The sequence below is a fragment of the Haloarcula sp. H-GB4 genome, from assembly GCF_030848575.1.
GTDB lineage: Archaea > Halobacteriota > Halobacteria > Halobacteriales > Haloarculaceae > Haloarcula.
Genome location: NZ_JAVDDX010000005.1, coordinates 107762 through 129802, shown reverse-complemented (window position 1 = coordinate 129802; position 22041 = coordinate 107762). Strand labels below are relative to the sequence as shown.

Genomic DNA, 22041 nt, shown 5'->3' with positions numbered 1-22041 from the left:
CGCCCCACTCCTAAGCTAGTGAGGTTTCAGCGTGGAATCCCGTTTTACGCGACTCGTCGGAAGTAGGATCATACTCTCCGTTCGCGTTCAGCGTCCCGCCGTTCAAGTGCACGCCTACGGGTGCGCCTCCACCGGAATCAATTTGATTCCAGCGGAATACCGCAAACCAATGGTCTTTGCCGCGTTGTAGTCGGCATGGTTCTGGTAGCCCCAATCCAAGCATTCAATATCTCTCCATTATTCTCGGAGAAACAGCCGTCGGGCAGGTGTGCCCTTATACAAAAGTAGATTGAGGTTTTTCCTTCCCGATAATCTATGAGACAGTTTGGGTCATAATATCTGCCTCTTTCAAAGTAGCCTATGTCTGTTATAGAGATCTGTAATTAATATCTGTAACAGAATTCTGGGTTCGTTTCTGAAGCCTAAGTCACCATCTGCGATCTTGTAGACGTTCAGGCCAACTAATTACAGACAGAGTTCTGTAGTATTTATCTGTAACAGAGGTCTGTTCTGACATCAGCTAGGTTTGGCTTCGAGGATAGTCCAGACGGATGTCTGTAACGAACATCTGTAATAGATGCCTGTTCTATACAAGTGTTACAGTTAATTGTTACTGACATTCGTTCCAGACTATTATACAAGCAGATATTCCATATCCAACCCAATTCGGCCCTAATCTTGACGTGGAACTTGCTATTACAGATGATTTATACAGGCAGCTGATACAGATAGCCACCACGGATGTCTGACACAGATATATGTAACAGAATCCCGAACGAGAAAGTGTATGATAACGACCGTCGTCTACGCTGAGTCTGGGGGGACATACAAAACGACCATGACAGCGAATCTCGCGGTTGGGCTCAAACGGATGGGACTTGATGTCCTCGTGATCGATTTGGACCCACAAACAGGCAACCTCACCTCACTCTTCGATGTCGGTAAGAACCGTGGAGACCCGGATGCTGACAATCTCGTAAAGCACATTCTCGAGATGCCAGACGGGGACTTCGACGACCTCATAGAGACCTCTGAGGAGGGTGTTGACATAATTCCGAGTCACGATATGCTTGGGGATTTCACTTCCAATCTTGAACAGAAGATTTCCTACGAAACGGGGATGAAGGGAATATCCCGCGACGAATACCCTCGTTTTGAGCTTCTCTATAATCTTCTTTGGGAGCAAGAGGAGTTGAACGAGGAGTACGACGCGATTCTTATCGATCCCAACGCACGCGCTGAAGACCTCCTCTACAATGCGATCTACGCGCTTCGGACATTGGTGGCGCCCGTCAAGCCAGCTGGAAAGGGGAGTCTCAGCCTTGATGGCCTCGAAGAGATGGTTGGAAACATGGAGACTGCGCTAGATATCGAAATCGGGCTTTCGTGCGTTGTTCCATCGGGAGTCGGCCAGACGAACGCCCACAAGCAGTATCGCGATCAGTTCGAAAATACGGACGCCTTCGCAACGCCAGTCTCTATTGGGTCACGAGAAAGTTTGATGGACGCCATGTGGGAAGCCCGTGGCTCTGCGTTCAAAGTAGTAGAGGAGCGGTGGAAAACCTACGAAGAAGACGGCGAGATGGTCTCGAAAAAAGGGGAGCGTAGAGTACCCGACCGTGAACTCGAGACTCTCGATAAACTTTGGCAACTGGCGGGATTCATTGCGACTGAGACGTTCGATGCCGATGTTGAGGATGAACTGGTCTTAGATATCGACGACTATGGTACCGAGACGATACAGTTCAACCTCACCGCTGAACCGGAGGTGGCTGACTAATGGGGGGCGATTCATTCAAATCAGGATCAGGTAACCTCAGCTTCGGAGATAGTGATGAGGAAGAAGCAGACGACGAGCCGGAGGAAACCGGTGAGGAAATCGATGACATCGCCAACGAGGGGGCGGATGTTCAGGAGCCCAAGGAGGACAATTCTGAGGAAGTAGATGGCAGCGGGGGTTCCTCAGAAGCGAAGGAAGCGAAGAGTACCAGCGAAGAGAGTCCGACGAGCACCTCGACGGCCAACGAAGCCGGATCAAGCCAAACGAGTGACCACCAGTATCCGTACTTCGTGCGTCGGAGTAACGTTGGGGACGAAAGAGACAATCGTCTCGAACTCTTCGCTCGCGATAAAGTCGTCTCGCGAGAAGCGGAGTTTCGGAGCCAGCTTGCTTCGGAGCTCGGAGCAGACGATATCTCAAAGACGGACGCCCGTGAGTATGCGCTTCTTGCGGCGTTTGACAACGTAAAAGGCGTTGCAGAGCTCATGCGGGGAGACGGATACGGAGAACTCGACTAGTCGTAACAGACGGCCGAACTACGAAATCCAGCTCTCCCGATAAGTAAAGTTGCTATCTCTCAATTGTAATGTATAGCTGGGGCTATGAAGGACACAGGCCAACCCCCTCTCCCAGACTGGATCCAAAGTGCCTACCAGACACTTGAGAGAGCGTACGCTTCAGGCTCTGATGAACTCTCTAAAACTGAAGCACATGAGTTCCTCCTGGCTGAGGATGAGCATATAGAAGAGCAAGCTGATGCAGTACACGCGGTAGATCGTCTTCTTGACCGGGGTTGGCTCTACGAAGTCAATGGCCAACTCCGCAAAACCGAGTGACACAATGCCGTTGGCTATGTTTGTAAGATTACTAAGCAACAATCAGTTGTATCTATCTTGTTTATTGGTTAACCCACGTTACAATTTTTGTCACCCCCTTCAGCTGGAGGTTCTAAGACGTGCCCAACTCAACAGAAGACGGTAACGACGATGCATTACTGGTCGAACTTGCAACCCAACAGAACCGGAAGCTCCTGCTCTGGCAACTCGCAGCAGACGGACGTACATTCTGTGGCATCCGATTCATCGCCCAAGAGCGAAACCTGCAGACCGCGTCCATCGACGAACAAGTCCAAGCCTTTGCCGACGATATGCTCTCGGACGGTGAGATTCGTCCAGAGTACGATTCAATGGCTGACTGGGACGATCTAGAAGCGAAGCACGGCGACACTGCCGACCAGTACCTCCAGACCTAACGCCGCCTCAGAGCGATTTTGTGCCGCCTCACTGGCTGGAGGCTTTCCAGTGTGTTGCCTACAGCCGAACCACCGTTCGACCCGATCTTCGTCGAGGAACCGCCGCTCAGTCCAAACTACAAAGAGACGATCATCGACAACGTCGGCTTGCCATTCTATGCCGACGTTGACCGTCCAGACGAAGCGCCTGCTGACGAGCGCGAGCGAACTATCGACCTCGCGGAACGAGTCCTGCGCGCCGGCGGCGTCCGAACCGGTTTCGGCCATCACGAGGAAGTCAGGACCTCGATGGAATCGTGGGCTCCCGATGCCAGTGAAGAGTGCGACGCTGACCCCGGCTACTGGCGGTCATCAGTTCTCTTGATGTCTCCCAAGGAGATGAACTTCGGCCAGCTAAACGGCGGACCCGAGGAGAGATACAAGAAAGCCAAGACAGTGCTTGCGTGGGCTAAGGACTGTATCGACAGCGACGTCCTTCAGGAGATCGAGCAGTCTCAAGCCGAGGATATCAAACAAGCGTGGCGGGATGCAGCAGAGGCCGAACTGACACAGCGTGAGATCGAGCAGTTTGCTGAGGACCCGCCGGACGAACTCGATGGCTGGGCGAAACTTGACGCTGACCACAACGCTGTCAAGGTGGCCTATATCGCTAACAACCACGGAACACCATCGGCTGCGACCGTCTTCGAGAGTGCTGACGGCGAGTTGAAGACGCTTGAGTTCACGCTGAAAGACTGGAAAGAGAACGACGGCAACCCTCGTGAGGCAAGGCCGAATCGGTACTGTGTGACGACTGACGGCGACGGGGCCTATGCCCGTCTTCGGTCACATCTGCTGACCTTCGAGGTTGAGCAACTGGAACCAGACGCGGTCGTCCAATAGCTCACGCAGGACTTTTGGAGTCCGTTTTCAATCGTTGTCGCTTCTTTGTTCAAATTAGTTGAAAGTTGACACGGAGTCCGGGAGGTATTGAAGCGGCAGACCAGATTCCGCGTACACATCCTATGCAGCCGACTGTGACGAGAAATCGTTGCAATCGTAGTCACCACTGTATCCGGACGATCCAGCATTAGTCGTGTCCGTTTCGATGTCACTCGGTTCAGGTGTCGGATTGCTCTCTCTGTGTGTCTTCAGATTCGAGGATGTCGCCGGTATCCAGTGGTGGCACAAGGCCAATAGCGCCGACAATGCCACCCAGTACAACGAGAAGAACAACGAACACGATCGCGCCAGCAACTGTGTCTCACGTTCTAGTTGGTTTCTGTGGATAATCCAGCAAGTACTGTCACAATCTGACAGCAGTGGCTGCATCCGACTCCAGCAAGAAGTCACAGAGATCGACGAATTGCCTAGTTTCTTTCCGCCCGAGAAGCACACCGAGTTCAAGATACCGTCCAAATCCATAGTCGGTCATGTTAGCACTCCCGACATACACTGCACGGGTATCAAATGACATCACCTTCGCGTGAAGGGTAAATTTCGGATTCTCACCGTCCTGTCGACGATCAGCTGCTGGCACATCGTCATCCCAGACTGTGTAATCAACGGTCGTGAGATCACTGGCTAAACCCCGCTCACGAGCCCGCTGAACGAAATCACTAATTACGGCATAGTTGTGTGAATCTGTATCTTGGAGATACCGCGTCACGATTGTCACCTCGACGTCTCGGTCAAGTGCATTGAGGAGAACATCGGCGAGGCGATCGAACCCGCCTCGCTCGAAGAACGGAGACAGCAGACAGATCCGCTGTTCACTCTGTTTGACCTCGCTTGCCAGCGTCGACATGAGACCGTCCATGCCGAATGCTGCAGGCGTGATATCAGTAAACGACGGATCATCTGGGAACGTCACCAAGGGTTTCGCATCTGTCGCTGGCTGTCTGTCACGGTAGGAGGCTACTACCTGTATTGCAGTCCGTGCAGCGGCAAGTGACTCTCGAAGGGCAGTGGGGTTAACCGTGTAGTCACTCTCGACGACCGGTGTGGCGTGAGAGTCACGATGAATCGCATCCGTCCTGTTTAGCTGTCGAAACAGATCGCTTGCCGCGTTTCGGGAGAGTGATGTTTCACGCCCGACAGCTGCTGGTGAAATGGATTCTGATCGACCTGCAGCAACTAGTAGATGCCCCTCTACTTCATCAAGTATCGATAGATCGTGCTCAGCAATATCTGCAATTGCGAGCGCACGATCCGGGCCAGCTGTGTTCTCAGACATGGTTCTATATGCGCCGACGTTGATTGCTCACTGCTCTGGTGTGATCACGGAAGTTTCTATAGCTCCCAGAACCCGCGAATATCCCGATCAGTGTTGGGTCGACTCCCGTAGAGATAGTCCCGGGCCAGCACTTGGTTGAAATACGAACAGCTAATCTCGCTGACGTGCAGACAGGACAGACAGGCGCCACCACGCTGTGAGCAGACCGGATCCATCATACAGTCATTCCCGTGTGCATGTGCTTGGCCTAACAGGTTATCGAGCTGCTGTTCGACCATCGTTGTCATGCCACCGATGTTGAACTCCTCGCGGTTGTTCGTGTATATGACCAGCGACAGTGCACGAGGGAACAGGAACTCACTCAGGTTTGTCCGGTCAAAACCGCTGATGGTACTGGCCTGCTTGAGCAGGATGTGCGAGAGCGTGTGCATCAGCTCGAAGACGTACTTTGTGACCTGTCCCTCGACATCGTCCTCGACATGGGTATCGAATCGACCGTATCCATCGACTGGGTCGAGGTGGTTCAGTAGGAACGACCACTGCTCGGCCCGTGTGAGACTGTCGATCTCGTTGCGGGCCATGTCGATGGCTGCATCGTCAGGATCAGCCGGAATCTCTGGGAGCGTTATCTGCCCCCGCACTGCTCCGGGATCACTTGTTGCCGGGATGTTGACCGCCAGCCATAGCAACACTGCAGCCGGGTCGAGGTCGAACTGCGTCGCCTCCGTCTCCGAAGTATCGACGAAGATCGGCGTCCCGTCCCCACTGCTGGCGTTCTGTGAGAAGGCATTGAGACGGGCCTCATCCTCCTCACGTCCGCCACGTGTGTACCCGTAGACAAATGTCTGGACAGGGAAATCCTCGATTACCCGCACAGCATCCAGCCCGAGCCGGTCGAGGACATCAAAGTAGGTATCGATCTTGTCAGCCTTTCGTGGGAATCCACTGGCCAGCGCGTCTTCGCGCAACTCATCGAGTGAGTGTGTGGTCAGGTCTTCCAGACTGAGCACATACTGGAGCAGTTCATCGCCGGCGTCAGTCATTTCCTGGGCATCATCACCCGTCTCCAAGACGATCAGTTCGTCAAGGAGCTCACCGACCGTCTGGCTATCAATCTCGCCGTTTTCTCGCAGCCATGTCTCGGCTTCTGCGAGCGAGTCGACACCATCCTTGGTCTGGTACACCTCAATCTTCCGGTCGTCGTCGATCTCGGCACCGTCGAGCGCTTCATCGAGATCGACAGACTGCAATGGTCGGTCAGTTAGATCTAGGAGTTTTGCAATGGCTCGCTGGGACCCACTTTCACTGCCGCGGAGATGCCCGATCCCTGCTGTGTGCAGGTTCACCGTCGTCAGGTAGTGGGGATAGTATGCCGACCCAGCACGGTGGACTGTGGTGTACATACTGTCTTCATCGGGGTCCTCGACGGACGGCGGAACGTACTCACAGCCACAGTTCTGGTAGTAACTGACCCGTGTACTCCAGCCACAGCTACCGACCTTGCACCGCCACAGGAAGTTCTGTGCCCGCTGGCTATTCTGGTCATCCAGCACGATGTGCTGGTCGCCGTGCTGTGGACAGTTCTGTGGATAGAGTCGTCGCAGCTCACCACAGCTGTGCACGCTGACGAACTGGTACTGCTCGAGATCGCCGTTACATCCAGAGCGAGTACAGGTCAGGCTCTTGTTTTTCCCGTTCAGGTCGTCTGCCGAGTAGTAGCCATGTGCCTTGTCACAGACGCTACAGGCGAACGTCGTCGGGAAGGGACGTGCTCGCACCTCATCGGGCTCGGCAAAGTCGTAATGGTCGGGGTTACTCGAATTGAAACCCTGTTCGCCACCATCCCAGTTTTTCGCCCGGGCAAACACTCGGTCGACAATGTATTGTCGGTCGACCTGTCCGCTCGCATCAGTCGTCTCGAGTCGATTCACCTGCCAGATGCCGCGCTTGTCGCTGTAATCGAAGGTGTTCCCTGGAAGGAACTGGTACAGGACCTGCTGACGGCTACGTTCCATACTCATGTGTAATCACCTGTTGTCAAGCGTCTCGAATATCTCCCGGAAGGAGTACTCCGAGCGGATACTCAGCTGGTCATCAACGTCGCGCAGACTCCGCATTGGCGAACGTTTGATTCGCTCGCTTGTCCACTGGGAGTCGTCGAGCCGGAGTTGCGAGATCGCCTCGCGTGTCAGCTCTTCTACATTGCCCATGAACTCCTCGTGATCGTCGACATCACCATACATCTCTCTGAGCTGCTGTGTCAGGGTCGACTCGTTAACCGAGTCGATGAATTCCTCGGCGTTATCGCCGAAGTACAGCATCCCGACATCATCTTGGTACATGTAATGGTTGAGTAGCAGTCCCATGAACAGTCCTGGATGCGTCTGCTTGACGCTGTTTTTCGCCCACCGGTTGATCGGCACTGGTTCGACGAGTCGGTCAAGGAAAGCATGGTACTTCTCGAAGAAGTGGTAGTGACTCAGGTCACGCTCGCGGATCGGATGAGCGACATTGAACACCAGCCCCGGTTTCGATCGACCCGCACGCGAGCTGGCTTGGATATATTCGGCCGTTCCCCGTGGCATTCCGAAGAACGTCATCATGTTGAACCGGCTGACGTCCACACCGTGGGCGATCATGCTCGTGGCCGTGATCGTGTTGAGGCGACTGGCCAGCAGCCAGGCCAGTCCCTCTCGAACGTCCTCGCTGGCCCGTGCACGCTCGCCGTCGAACTGTGTACTGTCGACCCGTGGGTTCTCCCCACTGAGGCTCTGCTCTAGCGTTTCACGCAGCTCCAGAACATCGTCACCGATATCCGCATCAAGGACGCCGCGGTCGACGAGTTCATCAAGGATCTTGGTGTCGGCCTCCTCGTCCCATGGCTCCTCGATGGTGTCTAGGACCTCCATGATCGTCTCGAACCCGGTTCCGCCCGTCATCCGTTCGGCAGCCAATGGTGGGCGGCCGTCTTTGCGAAGATACGTATTGAGCTGTGAGACGATCGACTGGTCGAGCCGGTCGCCGTCTTTCTTCGAGAGCAGATACGTGATGCTCGTGCTGTAGTACGTGAGCAACGAGAGCACCTCATCGATACTGTCGGCCTCAAGCGGAGCATCCGTCTCCGTCCCTTCCAGTGTTGCACCTGTCAGTATCTGTGTCGGATCGTTCAGTGCCGACCGGAACAGATCCTGTATCTCCTGATGGTAGTAGAACAGGAGATCGATTATCGAGTTGATATGGGTTTTGCCGTGGGGGACGAGGCCAATATAGTATCGTTGTGTTTCGGCCTGTTCCTGAGCGTAGAAATTCTCCCGCAGATATGGCCCTGGTGACGGGAAACGTTCGGCGGGTCGCAGGAACAGATTATGCACCTGATCCTCGAAGCCGGTGATTGTCGCCGTCGGAGCGATAATCTTTGTCTGGCCCGCATCAGCGAAGTCCTGCAACGCGTCAATTCCCGTCTCGTAGTGGCCATCGAAACTCCCCATACTCTCCTCGAGTAGGTGCAGTTCGTCGGGGACCATGATTTCCGGGGCCGGGTCGTAAGGTTCGATCGGGGTAGCGAGGTTACTGAACTCGTCCCCGTCGATGTCACAGCCATATTTTTCCGTACATTCGCCGAGACTCGCGAACCCGTGCATCGGACACTCGCAGTCCATCTTGCCCGTTATCAGGTGGGCTACCTTTCGCTGATATCCGATAGCGGTGATCTTATCGATAGTCCCGGCGAGGATCGTCGGTGCGTAACGGTAGAGTTCGTTATCGACGACGTGGACGGGAAGCTCATCCTCGGCGTACGGTTCGTTGATATCCTGTGGCCGCTTCTGCCAAGGACAGTCGAATGAGTTCCCTGTACAGTAGTGTGCAAGCCGGTGATTGTCACCGTCGTCTTCAGCAGTACTCACCCGCATCTTCACCTTCGCACCACAAGCCGGGCAGCTGGGAACGACCTTTGCGTCCTCGCGAAGGGCCTCACCGCTGGGGCCCTGATACTTCTGGTAGTTGTTGTTGTCGTAGCCAGTCAGTGCGTTTGGTGTGTTCGCTTTCCCGACTAGATATCCGACAGAGAACGGTCGCGAGGGACGCGAGCCGATGTCCTCCTGTTCTCGCCGGACGAGATCCGCGAACATCACCGTCTCGGACATTCGCTGGAGCTGCTGGAGGGATAGCAGACGCAACGGGAACCGCGTCCAGGCTGCAACGCCGAAGTCCTTCCCGCGGATGCGGTCGAAGAACATACTCCAGACGGCGACCCCAAGGAACGCCTCTGTCTTGCCACCGCCCGTGGGGAACCAGAGTACGTCGACGATATCTAGCGCGGAATCCGCGTCTTCGGCCAGATCCTCGGTATCGCCATCGCGCCATTCGACTTCCTCCCAGCCGTCATGCTCCCGACTGGCGATATCCGGGACCTGCATCACGATGAAGACGAGTTGGAACAGTCGCCAGCCGGGGAACTCGTGCATCCGGTCCATCGACTCGTTCATCAGCTCGAACGCACGCCCCACGGTCTCTGGATGCTGGCGGAGACACCGGACACCACGCTCGAACCGGATGATCTCTCGCTCGAAGGCGGCACGGTCGTCGTTGAAATCAGCCAAGTCACCGTCCTCCGGGTCATCGTCCCAGTCGTCACGCTGGCGGTACTGCTCCAGCGCATCGTCGTACTCTTCGGTGAGGTACTCACGCATCTCTGTGGCGACAGCGTCGAGAACGTCGAGGCCCCCATCCTGCAAGGCAGCAAGCGTCTCGAAGCGAGCATTCACCTCCCGGTCCGCAGATTCATAGACCAGCTGGCGGTACTCGGGGATGAACTGCGTTTCTAAGTGCGTTGCAGTCGGGTTTGCAGCCGGTGCCCGACGACCTGGTGGCCGACCCTTTTCGTCAACATGCTGGTCATCCCTGTCCGGTGCGGTCACGGTACAGTTTCGTCCGTGACCCCAGAGATCGCGGTTGTAGCGGAAATCTTCCGGCAGCGGGTCGAAGGTGAACGGGACGAACTGCAGCCCACCAGTCGTCGTGAGATCCATTCCAACCTCGAATAGCGTTGGGTCACGAATTGTATAGATCGCGTCTTCACGCGACTGAATCGCCGAATTGGCGATTTCAAGGTCCACGATCATGCTGTCATCGCTGTTCTCGCGATCGGGCATCACTGACAGATTCAGATCCGCTCGCCAGTCCGGCAGCGAGATGGAACCGTCGGCAGCCCGCTCGGCAAGATAGCCCCGGAAACTCTGTTCGTCCTCAAGTGCGGCCGTAGGGACGGTGTCATCATCCTCCGTCTCAGCATACAGGTCGTAGTTCGCCCGGGCAATCTCCCGGGCGTCTTCGAACGCGGCCTCGAAGGCGTCTGTGGCTCGTTTGCGAACAACTTCTGGCGTCTCTCGGGTCTGTGTCTGGATCGCACTGGCCGGAATCCGTATCTCAGGAACGTCCAGCTCGATTCGTTCGAACACCGGCAGGAGCTGGTCGCCCTCGTCGTCGTCATCCCGGTCGCCCAGAGCCACGAAGGAGTCACGGTTGACCATCTCCTCGTATGTTGGGTTCACTCGCACCCAGACACTGGCCGTCACCCCAAGGACCAGTTCGTCATCTTCGGCCCCGCTGTTCACACGGACAGTTGCGCCCAGCCCGCTTGGTTCCATCTTCGACTGCAGATCATCGTCGGGGTCATCGAGCTGGTCCTCACTGCCTGGCGCGAGGGCACCGGCGAAAAACCGGTCACTGGGGAAGTCACGGTGAATTCGTTCGTCTATGTCACCGCGGACGCGTTCGAGGACCCGCTTCCTGAGATGGCGGGCGATCCGTTCGTCGTCCGATGGCGGTCCGTCTGTGTTGTGTCGGCTGCCTGGTTTCTGCTGTGACATGATATTATTCAGTAATGCGGTCGAGCTGGTCTTCCGGGATGATCGTCGGCATGAGTGCGGGTCCCAGCGCGTTGATACTGCGGTCAACGAGTTCCGCTGTCATTAGTTCACCGCCATCGACTGTCTGCCCGTACTGGTCGACGAAGCTTCGGAACTCACAGATAGCGTAGAACACCACTGCGAGGCGGTACTGATTCTCGACGAATGGCTTCCACGTGTCGCTGACGTTTTGTTCGACAATGAACGACCGTAGCGTAGCAGCATCCATGTTGATCGTCAGTGTGAGCCCGCTGATGGTCCCATCACGGCTCTCATCGACCTGCAGGAGCCGTTGCTCGTCGAAGTCCGCTGCGATCCCGGGTTTGAATTCTTCGGGGTCCATCGGATCACCACTGTCGTCGACACGCCAGTTCTCCTCGTGGACGATGTTGATATCCGGCATGGCCAAGGACATCTCTGTGGTCTCGCTGTCGCCCTTGTCTGCTTCCGCGGCTTCGTCGCTGGCGGAATCTTCACCGCTGTCAGGGTGATCGCCATCAGGACTGTCATCGTCGTCGCTACCGGGTGTCGGGGTCTGGTCGTCGGTCTCTTCGCGTTCAGTGTACTCAACTGTGAACATCGAAGTAAGCGGACCGGTGTTGACCGCTCCACCGTCAGTACTGAGTGACTCCTCCGCTGACTGCTCGGCAGGGAACGCCTCTGCAGCTTCCTCGTAGAGGTCGGACTCGGTCGGGTCAGGCCGGGTCAGTTCTATCGTCATACCGAAGTCGTCACCGACTGTGGCATCCTCGGCAGGCGAGAGCGTCAGCGACAGGAGACCATCCTGCAGTTCGACGGCCTCGAAGCGGGCCGATGGCGAGACGGTGAGCGAGCCACCCAGTACCTCGCGGACGAGGTAGTTGCTCTGTGCGTCTGTTTCGAACCGGATAACGGTACGACTGTTGACTGGCATCTCGACAGGCATGATGCCGTCACGCTCGTCCCAGTACTCGTGGTCTCCTGCAGGATCGTACTCTCGGATGGGGCGCAGATATGTCGGGAGTTTCGGCGGCTCGGTGGTGCTGTCGGTGGTCTCCTCCCCGTCTTCGGCATCCGTTTCTGACCGGGCCGAGTCGTCCGCAGGGTCGGTCACCTCGTCTTCATCGTCGGGGAGATCCGATGGCCGGATCCGTGGAGCCGAGACCTGTGTCCCGGTCGCAATGTAGTTCGCGAACTCCGGGTGGTCGGCCACGAACTCCGAGAACGTTTCCGTGTCGACCTCGATTTCCTCGCTCCCGCGCTGTGCTCGTCGCCGGTCTTCTTCGTCCGAAAGGAGATCACTGTCCTCCAGCGCGTCCTCGAGCGCTGCGGTGAACCGGTTAGCCTGTGGGGAATCTTTCAGCGAGTCCCGCGAGGGCGAGAACATGTTGACCATCCCGAGGTTTGCGAGGTCGTCGAACTCGACGATGACCACGGTGTCTCCGGCCACCTTCGAGTAGCCGAGCCGCTTGAGGAACCGCTCGCCCTTGCTCCCGTGGGTCTGTCCGTTGATCGTCAGCATCAGCGCGTGATCACGCTGGATGCCTGCACGGCTAGCTGCGTTCTTGTGGGCGCTTGTGCCGGCGACTAAATCACTTTTGCCGCGTGTAGTCGTCTCGATATCTTCCAGTTCGTCCTCGTCACGGAACAGCAGGACATGAATGTCCCGCTCGCCAAGCGTCTCGGAGCCAGTCTCGGTCGTGATGTGTTCCTCGCCCTTGAGCAGGTGCTCGTTGCCGTCTCGGATCGCTGGCAGGAGGCCACGGGTCGTGCTCTGGGTGAGCTTGCTCTCGTATCGCATATCGGTTAGCCGGATTGGGAACGGCGAATCAACGATACAGCGCTCGAGTTTCTTGCGGAACCCCTCGTACCCGCTGATAAGCGCCCGCGAGGCCGTGGTCTGATAATCGTAGACCTTGACGAACGCGCCGTGTTTCTGTGGGTCGAACGCGTCGGCCTGTTTCTCGAAGTCGTACTTGTCCGGATAGCTGTCGCGGTACTTCTCCACCATCGCCTCTCCGAACGTTCCATCGAACACTGGGAACTCGCCGCCGACAGTGAGGTATTCTACCTGTGCCCGATGGGGGTTGTTTCGAATGAGCGTCCACGTCCACTCACCCGGAGCGTCTGTTGACGCGCTGGCGATGAACTTGTACGCTCGTTCGTTGTACTCCTGCTGGATGTTCCCGGCGAACTGCATCACAGCGGTGCTCCCCATCCCGTACTGGCCCTGCAGAAACCCGTAATCCTGCTTTTTCAGGCCCGGTGCATGGAGGCCGATGAAGTCCTCGAATTCGCTTCGGCCCTTGCCCTTGCCGTTGTCACGGACCGTGAGATTGAGCAGGTTTCCATCCGAGGGCTTCAGTCCATCGGCGATAATCTCGATTTCTGCGTCATCGAGATCGACCCAGTCAGCCTCGACAGCCGCCTTCATCGAGGTGTATTCATCTGGATCGACGCCGTCGGCCTCGTCGTAGAACCGGAGCATCTGGGAGTCCTCGCTGTTCAGCGGGAGCTCACAGAACGCTGGAATCGGGGAGGCCGCCTGCGTGTATACGTCAGAGTAGTTGTTCTCGTCGTTGCCCAGCGGCTGCCAGACAACGTTGTAGTCTGATTCTAGTTCCTCGAGGACAGTCGCGACGGCATCGGGACTGTTTGCAACAAGGAGCTGGTCGGCGAACGTACGGGAGGGAGCTCCCGCGAGCGATGAGTTGCTCATTTACTCTCCACTTGCATCGACTCACCCCCTGCACATATATTTGGGGGTGAGTCGTTTCTAATTTTTACGCGCTCATGGGCGCATGCAAGCGCGCCCGGTCCCACGCGCATCGCGAGCGCGCTCGCGTGTAGCCTGGGGTGGTATCGGCACGCCGCTCTGGAAAACACTTATGTGGCTGTCCGGGAACGGACTGGTATCACGAGCAATCACCAGCGTGGAGGGTCCCTCCAGGACTGATTGTTCACTCTCAACAATGCAAACCGCACTAACATACCGGACGAACCGCGATCTGTTTTCCAACCACTATCTCGACGAGCACCTTCCTGATACTGAAGAGTGGGATGCAGTCAGTGATGCAGACCTCAGAGAGGCCCGCGAGGAGATCATGGACCTCTGGGAGCGCGAGAAAGAGACCGCTCCCAAACGCAATGAGCCCCAGCTCGAGGAGAAATTCATCCGACCGATGTTCCGGAAGCTGGGCATCCCCTTCGAGGTCGAGGAGAGTACCAGCCGGACACAGCGCCGGCCCGACTACGGCTTCTTCGAATCCGACGACGCTGCTCGTGGTGCCTTCGAGCGTCGTGAGGAAGGTGGCGACTTCTACAGGAACGCTGTGGCCGTCGCGGACGCCAAGCGCTGGGGCCGACCGCTCGACACCCGTGGGAGCGGGGAACACGAGCGTGACTTCGAGAACCCGAGCTACCAGATTCACGTCTATCTGCAGGAGACGCCGGCGCGGTGGGCCGTCCTCACCGACGGGAAGAAATGGCGGCTCTACTACGGCCCGACGAGCCACCGGCTCGACTCCTACTACGAGATCGACCTGCCAACCGTCCTCGAAAAGGGGGATCTTAAGGACTTCAAATACTTCTACCTCTTCTTCAGGCACAGCGCATTCCTCGAGGATTCCAGCGGCGAGTGCTTCCTAGACGACGTCTACGACGAGTCCAATGTCTTCGCCCAAGAGTTGGGAGAGGACCTGCAGGACAACATCTATGAGGCCATCAAGGTCCTCTCGGAGGGGTTCATGCAGTACCCGGACAACGACCTCTCCGAAGAGGATCTCGACCTCATTCACGACAGCTCGCTCATCTACCTCTATCGGCTCATCTTCGTCCTCTACGCAGAGAGTGAGGGCCGTGACCTGCTTGATACGAACAACGAGATCTACGAGGAGTCGTACAGTCTGAATACACTCAAGCAGGACGTCGCCGAGGAACTGGACAGTCCCAATCCGAAGTATCGTGACTGGCAAGACAACCTTTGGGACCGACTGGAGGAGCTGTTCAAACTCATCGACCAAGGAAGTAAGTCCCGCGGTATTCCGGAGGAGGATCTCTACATCCCGGCGTACAACGGTGGGCTGTTCAGAACCAACCCTGACGAAGACGACAGTGTCGAAGCCCGGTTCCTCGCGAATCACCAAGTGGGCGACGCCTACCTAGCTAAGGTCATCGAACTCCTCACGCGGAGTCAGAACGGCAACGGCGGTGGGAAGATCTTCGTCGACTACTCGTCGCTGGACGTCCGACATCTCGGGAGCATTTACGAGGGACTTCTCGAGTATCAGCTCGATGTCGCCGATGAGCCGCTCGCGTTGGAGGACAGTGAGTACGTCACCGCCGGCGAGGGTGACGAAGTGATCGTTGAGGAGGGAGAAGTCCACCTCACGACTGGCTCTGGTGAACGGAAGGCGACGGGGTCCTACTACACGCCGGAGTATGTCGTCGAGTACATAGTCGAAGAGACGCTGGAACCCCTCGTCACGGACATCTCAGAGGACCTTATGGCTCAGAGTGCTCGGGATGAAGGCGGCTTCGCGGCGGAATTCGCTGAGCGTATCTTCGATCTCAAGATCTTGGACCCCGCGATGGGGAGTGGTCACTTCCTGACGAGCGCCATCGACTACTTAGCGCGTGAGATCATCGACGCACAGGAGCGTCAGGCCGCACAACAAGGTATCGAGACCGTCGATGAGGAACACGACATTAATTGGGCCCGACGGCAGGTCGCCCAGCGCTGTATCTACGGAGTCGACTTGAACCCACTCGCTGTTGAGCTCGCCAAGGTCTCGCTGTGGCTCCGGACTCTCGCGGCTGAACAGCCGCTCGCATTCTTGGATCACCACTTAAAAACGGGGAACTCGCTGGTCGGCAGTGACATCGAGGAAATCGATGAGCTAGAATCCGAGAGCGGTGGGGACGATCAAAATGCTTCGCTCGCCGATTTCGGTATAGCTAGGAAAGGGACGATTGAACAATTGATGCGGATCTATCAAGATTTCATCGCGATTGAGAATCAAGATCTCGATGACATCAAGCAGATGGAAGACAAGTATGACGAGTTTGAGCGTAACAAGCTTCGGCAGCGGCTTGAGTCAATGGCAAATGTACGCACGGCTGAGAATTTCGGGCTAGACAATGTTCCAGATGATGCCTATGAACAAATGGCCGCTAAGCTGGAAGATGATGAGGGATGGCAGCTACTAGCTGAAACGGATTGGTTCCAAGATGCTCAGACGTGGTCCACTAAGCATGAATATTTCCACTGGAGACTGGAATATCCAGAGGTATTCTATGATAAAAACGGCGGTGAGATTCGAGATCCCGGTTTTGACGCTGTCATAGGAAATCCGCCATGGATGGATTTCCAACGGATTGGTGATGATGAGAGGGAGTATCAGCGGGAGAAATTCGATTCTGCTATTGAAAAGTACGACTTGTACGTTGCTTTCGTCGAACAAGCAGCTGGCTTATTAAAACAAGAAGGCGGCTTCTTCGGCTATATTATTCAAAATAAATTCTTGTCCAGTAGTTATGGGGAGGGTCTTAAAGAGTTCTTGATAGATAATGTAGGTGTCAGGACTATTCTAGACTTTGAAGATGCAAATGTATTCTCAGGCACAACAACATACCCACTAATTCTACTCTTATCGAGCCAGATGCCGGAGGAATTTGAGTATGCTCACTTGGAAGATGCTACAAGTGAAGATGTTGAAGAGTTCCTGAGGGAGCCGACAACAAACCGAATTGAGACCCAAAAACTGACATCGAATAGGCCATGGATTTTCCCCACCAAGGGTGAGGCAGAGGTTGTTGACACTCTCCGGAATAATCACCATCCTACATTAGAAGATATCTCTGAGGATATTTCGACAGGAATTAAGACGAATTTGAAAGAGGCCTATGTGTTTGAAGAAGATACGGATAATATCCCTGTTGAGCAGGATCTCCTCAGGCCTGTTCTTGACGGGGCAGACATCCGCCGCTATTCTGGACCGCGCGATGACAAATATATTATATATCCATACGAGAAGTCGGGTTCGGAGCTAAATCCGATCAATCTCTCTGAGTACCCGAAAACTCAACAACACTTCTTAGAGTTTGAGGAAGAGCTAAGTGAGCGTCTGTTCTACGAAAAAACGATAGAAGAGATGGGCAAAGAGTGGTTTGAGTTCCCCTATACCAGCGAGAATCTTCTCGGCCCAAAAATTCTGTTCCCAGATATCTCCACGGAACCTCGTTGTACCTTTGACTCAACGGGAGAGACGCTGATACTCAATACTGCATATGGGGCAGTTTTAAAATCTGAAGTTCAGGAAGATGTCCAATATGTCTGTGCTTTGTTCAATTCCTCTCCTCTCCGGTTCATGTTCACAGCCTTAAGTCCGAAGCTGTCTGGAGGTTACTACCGATTCCAGACTCAGTACGTTGGACAATTACCAATTCCGTCTATGCTTGAACGTTCCGATGATCGTGAATCTGTGGACTCTGGCCTCCTTACGGAATATAATGAAGAACTTGATTCGGTCGCTGAATTCGAACCAGTTCAATTTGTCAAATCTCGTAATAAATTGGGTGGCGAGAACAGAGTGACACATGACTTCCTCAGCAGTCTAGCCGATAAGATGGTAGACTTTCAGAGTCAAAGAGATGCACTCAATCTCAACCTGCTTGATTACCTCGGTATTCCTAGCGATGAACTTCCTGAATCGGAGAGGGGCGACACTCTGGAGGACCTACAGATGCCGGTCGCAGGCGTCGCAGACACGCCACTGGCCGAGACTACTGACGAGTATGAGGGCCTTCGTATTGAGGATGTCATCTTCAAAGATGACCCCGATCGACTGGTGCTGTCTGTGGATATCAGTTATAAAGTGGACGAAGACGACCCCCGCGAGACCGACCGCTGGAACAGACTTGATGAATCGGAGTTCGAGACCTACGGGGCGATGGCCTTTGTTGGACTCTCCGAGGCCGCAGAGACCCTGTTGCGTGAGTTCGTCCCTGTCGCCGTTGAGAAGGCTGAGGGCTTTGCTGGGTTCCGACAGGACGCGACCAAGACGAACTCGCCGCTAGACCGACTGAAGGATCTAACGCTCCCTGTTATCGACGAGGTTCAAACTGGATTACAACAGTACATCGAAGTGCGAGAGCGTGCTGACCAGCTGGAAGAGGAAATCGAGAAAACCGACCAACTCATCGACGAAATTGTCTACGATCTCTACGGACTAACTGACGAGGAAATCGATATTATCGAGTCAGCAGTGAACGATGACTAACTTCGAGGTCGGCGACCACATTAAGTTCGCCGGCGGGCGTGGAGAGATTACGAAAATCGAGGAACGCCCCAACGTGGCCACCTCCTCCATGTATACACTTCGGAGGGACAGCTCCGAAAACTCCCCAGCGGCCTCCCCCATATCGAGAAACTCGATTCGCTCGTCGACCGCCTCGCAGCGGGCCAATCCGACGCACCGCTTCACTACGACCTCCGTGAGCGGGCGACCCGACTCGATCTTGCCTACAAGTACGACCGGTTCCTCTCCCTGACCAGCAACCGCATCGAGATCGAACCATATCAGGTCCAAGCCGCCTACGAGATCCTCAACTCCTACGACCACCGCTACCTCATTGGCGACGAGGTCGGCCTCGGGAAGACCATCGAAGCCGGCATCGTCATCGAGGAGCTCATCGCACGCGACCGGGCCGACCGGGTGCTCATCGTTGTGCCGGCGCCGCTGACTGTCCAGTGGCAGGAGGAGATGCGCGGGAAGTTCGACCGTAACTTCGTCATCTACGACCGCGAAACGGTCCGGACTCACCGGAAATCCCACCCCAACCAGAACGTCTGGAAACAGGAAGACCTCATCATCACTTCCATCGACTTCGCGAAGCAGACGACGGACGACCCCGAGTCGGACCGTGTCTCCGTCCTCGATGCCCTTCAGAATCTCGACGAGGAGTGGGACGTCGCGGTATTCGACGAGGCTCATCACCTTACGGCCAGACGGTCGAGTGACGATTCCATCGAACGAACACAGCGATACCAGGCCGGGGAGGCCGCCGCCGACAACTCCGATGCGCTCATGTTGCTCACGGGGACTCCGCACAAGGGGAAATCAGACCAGTTCTACTTCCTCGTGAGTCTGCTCGATCCGTACCGCTTCAGCCACGAATCACAGATCAGCCCCGACGCGCTTAAGAACCTGATGATCCGGCGGCTGAAGGATGATGTGTACGAAGCCGACGGGACCCGAATGTTCCCCGAGAAGAACATCGAAGCACTCCCGGTCGAGATGACTCGCGAGGAGCGGAAGCTATACGATGACGTTACGGAGTACATCCGCGAGTACTACAACCTCGCCCAGCAGGAGGAGAATCAGGCGGCAGGGTTCACGATGGTCATCTACCAGAAGCGGCTGGTGTCGAGTATCTACGCGATCCGCAAGTCCCTCGAAAATCGGATGCGGGCGATCCAGAACGACGCCGTCGCTGAGGACCTCCCTGACGACGTACAGGACCTCATTCCGCGGTACAGTACCCAACCCGAGACCCTGACTGACGCAGAACGTGCTCGTGTCGAGGAGGCACTTGAGACGGTCACGATTACGCTCAACCAGTCGCAGGTCCAGCAAGAGTTGGACCGCGTGAAACAGCTCTGGCAGCAGGCCAAGAACATCGAGACGGACTCGAAGGCACGATTGCTCCGGCAGTTCGTTGACCGCATTCTCTCAGAGGACCCCGACGAGAAGATCCTGATTTTCACCGAATACACGGACACGCTGGAGTATCTACGCGACGAGGTATTCGCTGACCACGACGTCGCGCAGGTGTACGGCGACCTTGAGCAATCCCGTCGACGGGAAGAAATGAGCAAATTCGAGGAGGAGGCCAATCTGATGCTCGCGACCGACGCCGCTCAGGAGGGGCTCAACCTCCAGTTCGCCCACATCATGGTGAACTACGACCTCCCGTGAAATCCAATCCGCATCGACCAGCGGATGGGGCGACTCCACCGCTACGGCCAAGAGCACACGGTCGAGATTCGCAATCTCTTCTTCGCCGACACTCGCGAGAGCGAGATTCTCAACCTGCTCATCGAGAAGACGAACCAGATTGAGTCGGACCTTGGGATGCGCTCGGATGTCCTCGGTCGCGTCCTCGAGGACGTCGACCTCGACGAGACGATTATGGCGGCCATCGCTGAGGGGGAACCGACAGAACGTGTCGTCGCGGATATCGAGGCGACCATCGAGGAGAAACACGAAGCGATCCAGACCGTCGAAAACGAGTTCCTGATTCGCGATTGCTTCGACCTTTCCGGCGAGGATGACGAGATTCTCGATGTGATCGAACGCAGTCAACACGGCGAGGTGTCTGAGGACGACATCGAGACCCTCGTGCGAGTGTTCTTCGACGAATTCGGCGGCTCTATCAAGGGCGTTCGACTAGGGCCCGCCCGGATGGAAGGGGACGTGTTCCAGCTCGAAGTCCCCGATGTCCTCAGTGGGAATCAAGTGGCACGGCAATACCAACGGGCCACCTTCACCAAGGATATCGCGATGGAGGAGGACGATGTCGAGTTCATCTCACTTGACCATCCTCTCGTCGAGTCGCTCATCGGATTTTGCTTGGACAGTACCCATATCTAGGGCGAAATCGCGACGAAAGTCGCTGCAACGGCGTCTCGAACCCTTGGGCTTTTGTTCAATTACCGTCTTGGCTACGTCTCCGGTGCCGGCGATGTGGTGACCGAGAAGCTCGTTCAATTGTATGTTCGTCCGGATGGTAGTGTAACGACTGAGGTCCCCGAGTTTTCCAAGACGACAGCTCCCAGCGATATCCCATCGTCACAGGAGGTTGATCGGCTCTCGAGTATGGCCGAGGACCTCTACGAGGCTGCAGAGATGGAGGCGTGGACCCACGTCGAGTCATTCGCCGAGGAAGCCAGAACCGAACGAGAACGGGAGATCGAGATCAAACGAGAGCACACTGAGCGATACTTCGAAGAGCAAATCGAAGAATGGGAAGAGCGGTTAGAGCAGTACCAGCAGCGGGCTGAGCAGGGTGCAGATATGTCCGCACCGATTGGGAACGCGAAACAGAAGCTCGAGAGTCTGCGACGCGAACGTGAAGAAGAGCTGTCCCGGCTTGAGGAAGAGAAACACGTCACTCCTCAGGAACCGGAATTAGTAATAGCGACGTACGTCATTTCTCCTACAGAGGCACAAGACGAATGATTTCTATCGTGAACGCTGTCGGGTCGGGAGATCTGGGTGTGGAACTCGATGTGGCCAAGGTCGAGTCCGATCTAGATCTACCGTACACCGAATACGATCCTTCGAACTACCACGGTCTATACCTTCGGCTTATTGAGGATGGTCCGCTCGTCACGGTCTATCGGAGTGGGAAGTACATCATCAGTGGGTGCTCTGCGTTCGAACAGCTGTACGAAACAAATGACGGGTTCCTCACGACACTATCCGAGCTGGACATCATAGACGCAGATACCGAAGCCGGATTTACGGTACAGAATGTTGTCTGTACGGCACAGCTAGATGACCCAGTAGATCTGAATACGCTCTCTGTCGCGCTAGGTTTAGAATCAGTCGAATATGAGCCAGAACAGTTTCCCGGTCTCATCTATCGACCTGCTGATTACCCGGCCGTTCTCTTGGTGTTTGCCAACGGAAAGGTAGTCGTCACAGGATCCCCCGACGTTGACGTCGCTGAATGTGTGTTCGCCCATCTCCAAGAACAGGTAACTACCTGCCTCAAACAGTAATTTTTCACGCATTCATTTGAAGAGGCTCGCAAGCGCCAGAGTGAAATCAATCAAGATGAGCACCGGTCACACCCGATAGGAGAAAATAGCTGTTGATAGCTCCGTTATTTTGGCAGGTAT

At 55.7% G+C, this 22041-nt stretch carries 10 protein-coding genes and 2 pseudogenes; 7 read left to right on the top strand and 5 right to left on the bottom strand.

What is annotated here, in order from left to right:
* Window positions 1-10: 10 nt before the first annotated feature.
* Window positions 11-231 (bottom strand): annotated as a pseudogene (locus RBH20_RS19855) (RNA-guided endonuclease TnpB family protein); the annotation flags it as partial.
* A gap of 556 nt (window positions 232-787) precedes the next feature.
* On the opposite strand from RBH20_RS19855, the gene RBH20_RS19850 reads away from it, so the two are divergent.
* The 4 genes from RBH20_RS19850 (at window position 788) to RBH20_RS19835 (ending at window position 3914) form a co-directional block, all read left to right on the top strand.
* Entirely contained in the window at window positions 788-1780 is a 993-nt protein-coding gene (locus RBH20_RS19850) for a ParA family protein (protein WP_306711953.1), read from the top strand.
* Window positions 1780-2298, top strand: coding sequence for a hypothetical protein (locus tag RBH20_RS19845; protein ID WP_306711951.1), 519 nt, complete (start codon window positions 1780-1782; stop codon window positions 2296-2298). The genes RBH20_RS19850 and RBH20_RS19845 overlap by 1 nt, the downstream gene beginning before the upstream one ends.
* Window positions 2299-2735: 437 nt before the next feature.
* On the top strand, window positions 2736-3032 hold the full coding sequence (locus tag RBH20_RS19840; RefSeq protein WP_306711949.1) for a hypothetical protein: 297 nt from the start codon (window positions 2736-2738) through the stop codon (window positions 3030-3032).
* 51 nt (window positions 3033-3083) lie between these two features.
* Window positions 3084-3914, top strand: coding sequence for a hypothetical protein (locus RBH20_RS19835; RefSeq protein ID WP_306711947.1), 831 nt, complete (start codon window positions 3084-3086; stop codon window positions 3912-3914).
* 403 nt (window positions 3915-4317) lie between these two features.
* On the opposite strand, the gene RBH20_RS19830 is transcribed toward RBH20_RS19835, so the two are convergent.
* From RBH20_RS19830 to RBH20_RS19815, 4 genes are read right to left on the bottom strand one after another with little or no spacing between them, the layout of a single operon-like run.
* Window positions 4318-5247 carry a phospholipase D-like domain-containing protein gene (locus RBH20_RS19830; protein ID WP_306711945.1) on the bottom strand — a complete coding sequence of 310 codons (930 nt, stop codon included), beginning with the start codon at window positions 5245-5247 and terminating at the stop codon, window positions 4318-4320.
* 56 nt (window positions 5248-5303) lie between these two features.
* Window positions 5304-7268 (bottom strand): hypothetical protein, encoded by a 1965-nt coding sequence (locus RBH20_RS19825; RefSeq protein ID WP_306711943.1) that lies wholly within the window; start codon window positions 7266-7268, stop codon window positions 5304-5306.
* Between the two features lie 6 nt (window positions 7269-7274).
* Window positions 7275-11117, bottom strand: coding sequence for a helicase-related protein (locus tag RBH20_RS19820; RefSeq protein WP_306711941.1), 3843 nt, complete (start codon window positions 11115-11117; stop codon window positions 7275-7277).
* A gap of 4 nt (window positions 11118-11121) precedes the next feature.
* Window positions 11122-13854 carry a hypothetical protein gene (locus RBH20_RS19815; protein WP_306711939.1) on the bottom strand — a complete coding sequence of 911 codons (2733 nt, stop codon included), beginning with the start codon at window positions 13852-13854 and terminating at the stop codon, window positions 11122-11124.
* Between the two features lie 253 nt (window positions 13855-14107).
* Here RBH20_RS19815 and RBH20_RS19810 point away from each other — a divergent pair, with 253 nt between their 5' ends.
* From RBH20_RS19810 to RBH20_RS19790, 3 genes and pseudogenes are all read left to right on the top strand, one after another.
* Window positions 14108-18415 carry an Eco57I restriction-modification methylase domain-containing protein gene (locus RBH20_RS19810; RefSeq protein ID WP_306711937.1) on the top strand — a complete coding sequence of 1436 codons (4308 nt, stop codon included), beginning with the start codon at window positions 14108-14110 and terminating at the stop codon, window positions 18413-18415.
* Window positions 18408-21376 (top strand): annotated as a pseudogene (locus RBH20_RS21420) (DEAD/DEAH box helicase). Before RBH20_RS19810 ends, RBH20_RS21420 begins: the two are co-directional and overlap by 8 nt.
* A complete protein-coding gene (locus RBH20_RS19790; protein WP_306711932.1) occupies window positions 21373-21921 on the top strand; it encodes a TATA-box-binding protein in 549 nt (182 codons plus the stop codon). Before RBH20_RS21420 ends, RBH20_RS19790 begins: the two are co-directional and overlap by 4 nt.
* Window positions 21922-22041 lie beyond the last annotated feature (120 nt).

Coding starts and splice junctions, on each gene's coding strand:
- RBH20_RS19850 (WP_306711953.1), top strand. CDS start 788: ATGATAACGACCGTCGTCTACGCTGAGTCTGGGGGGACATACAAAACG.
- RBH20_RS19845 (WP_306711951.1), top strand. CDS start 1,780: ATGGGGGGCGATTCATTCAAATCAGGATCAGGTAACCTCAGCTTCGGA.
- RBH20_RS19830 (WP_306711945.1), bottom strand. CDS start 5,247: ATGTCTGAGAACACAGCTGGCCCGGATCGTGCGCTCGCAATTGCAGAT.
- RBH20_RS19825 (WP_306711943.1), bottom strand. CDS start 7,268: ATGAGTATGGAACGTAGCCGTCAGCAGGTCCTGTACCAGTTCCTTCCA.
- RBH20_RS19820 (WP_306711941.1), bottom strand. CDS start 11,117: ATGTCACAGCAGAAACCAGGCAGCCGACACAACACAGACGGACCGCCA.
- RBH20_RS19815 (WP_306711939.1), bottom strand. CDS start 13,854: ATGAGCAACTCATCGCTCGCGGGAGCTCCCTCCCGTACGTTCGCCGAC.
- RBH20_RS19810 (WP_306711937.1), top strand. CDS start 14,108: ATGCAAACCGCACTAACATACCGGACGAACCGCGATCTGTTTTCCAAC.
- RBH20_RS19790 (WP_306711932.1), top strand. CDS start 21,373: ATGATTTCTATCGTGAACGCTGTCGGGTCGGGAGATCTGGGTGTGGAA.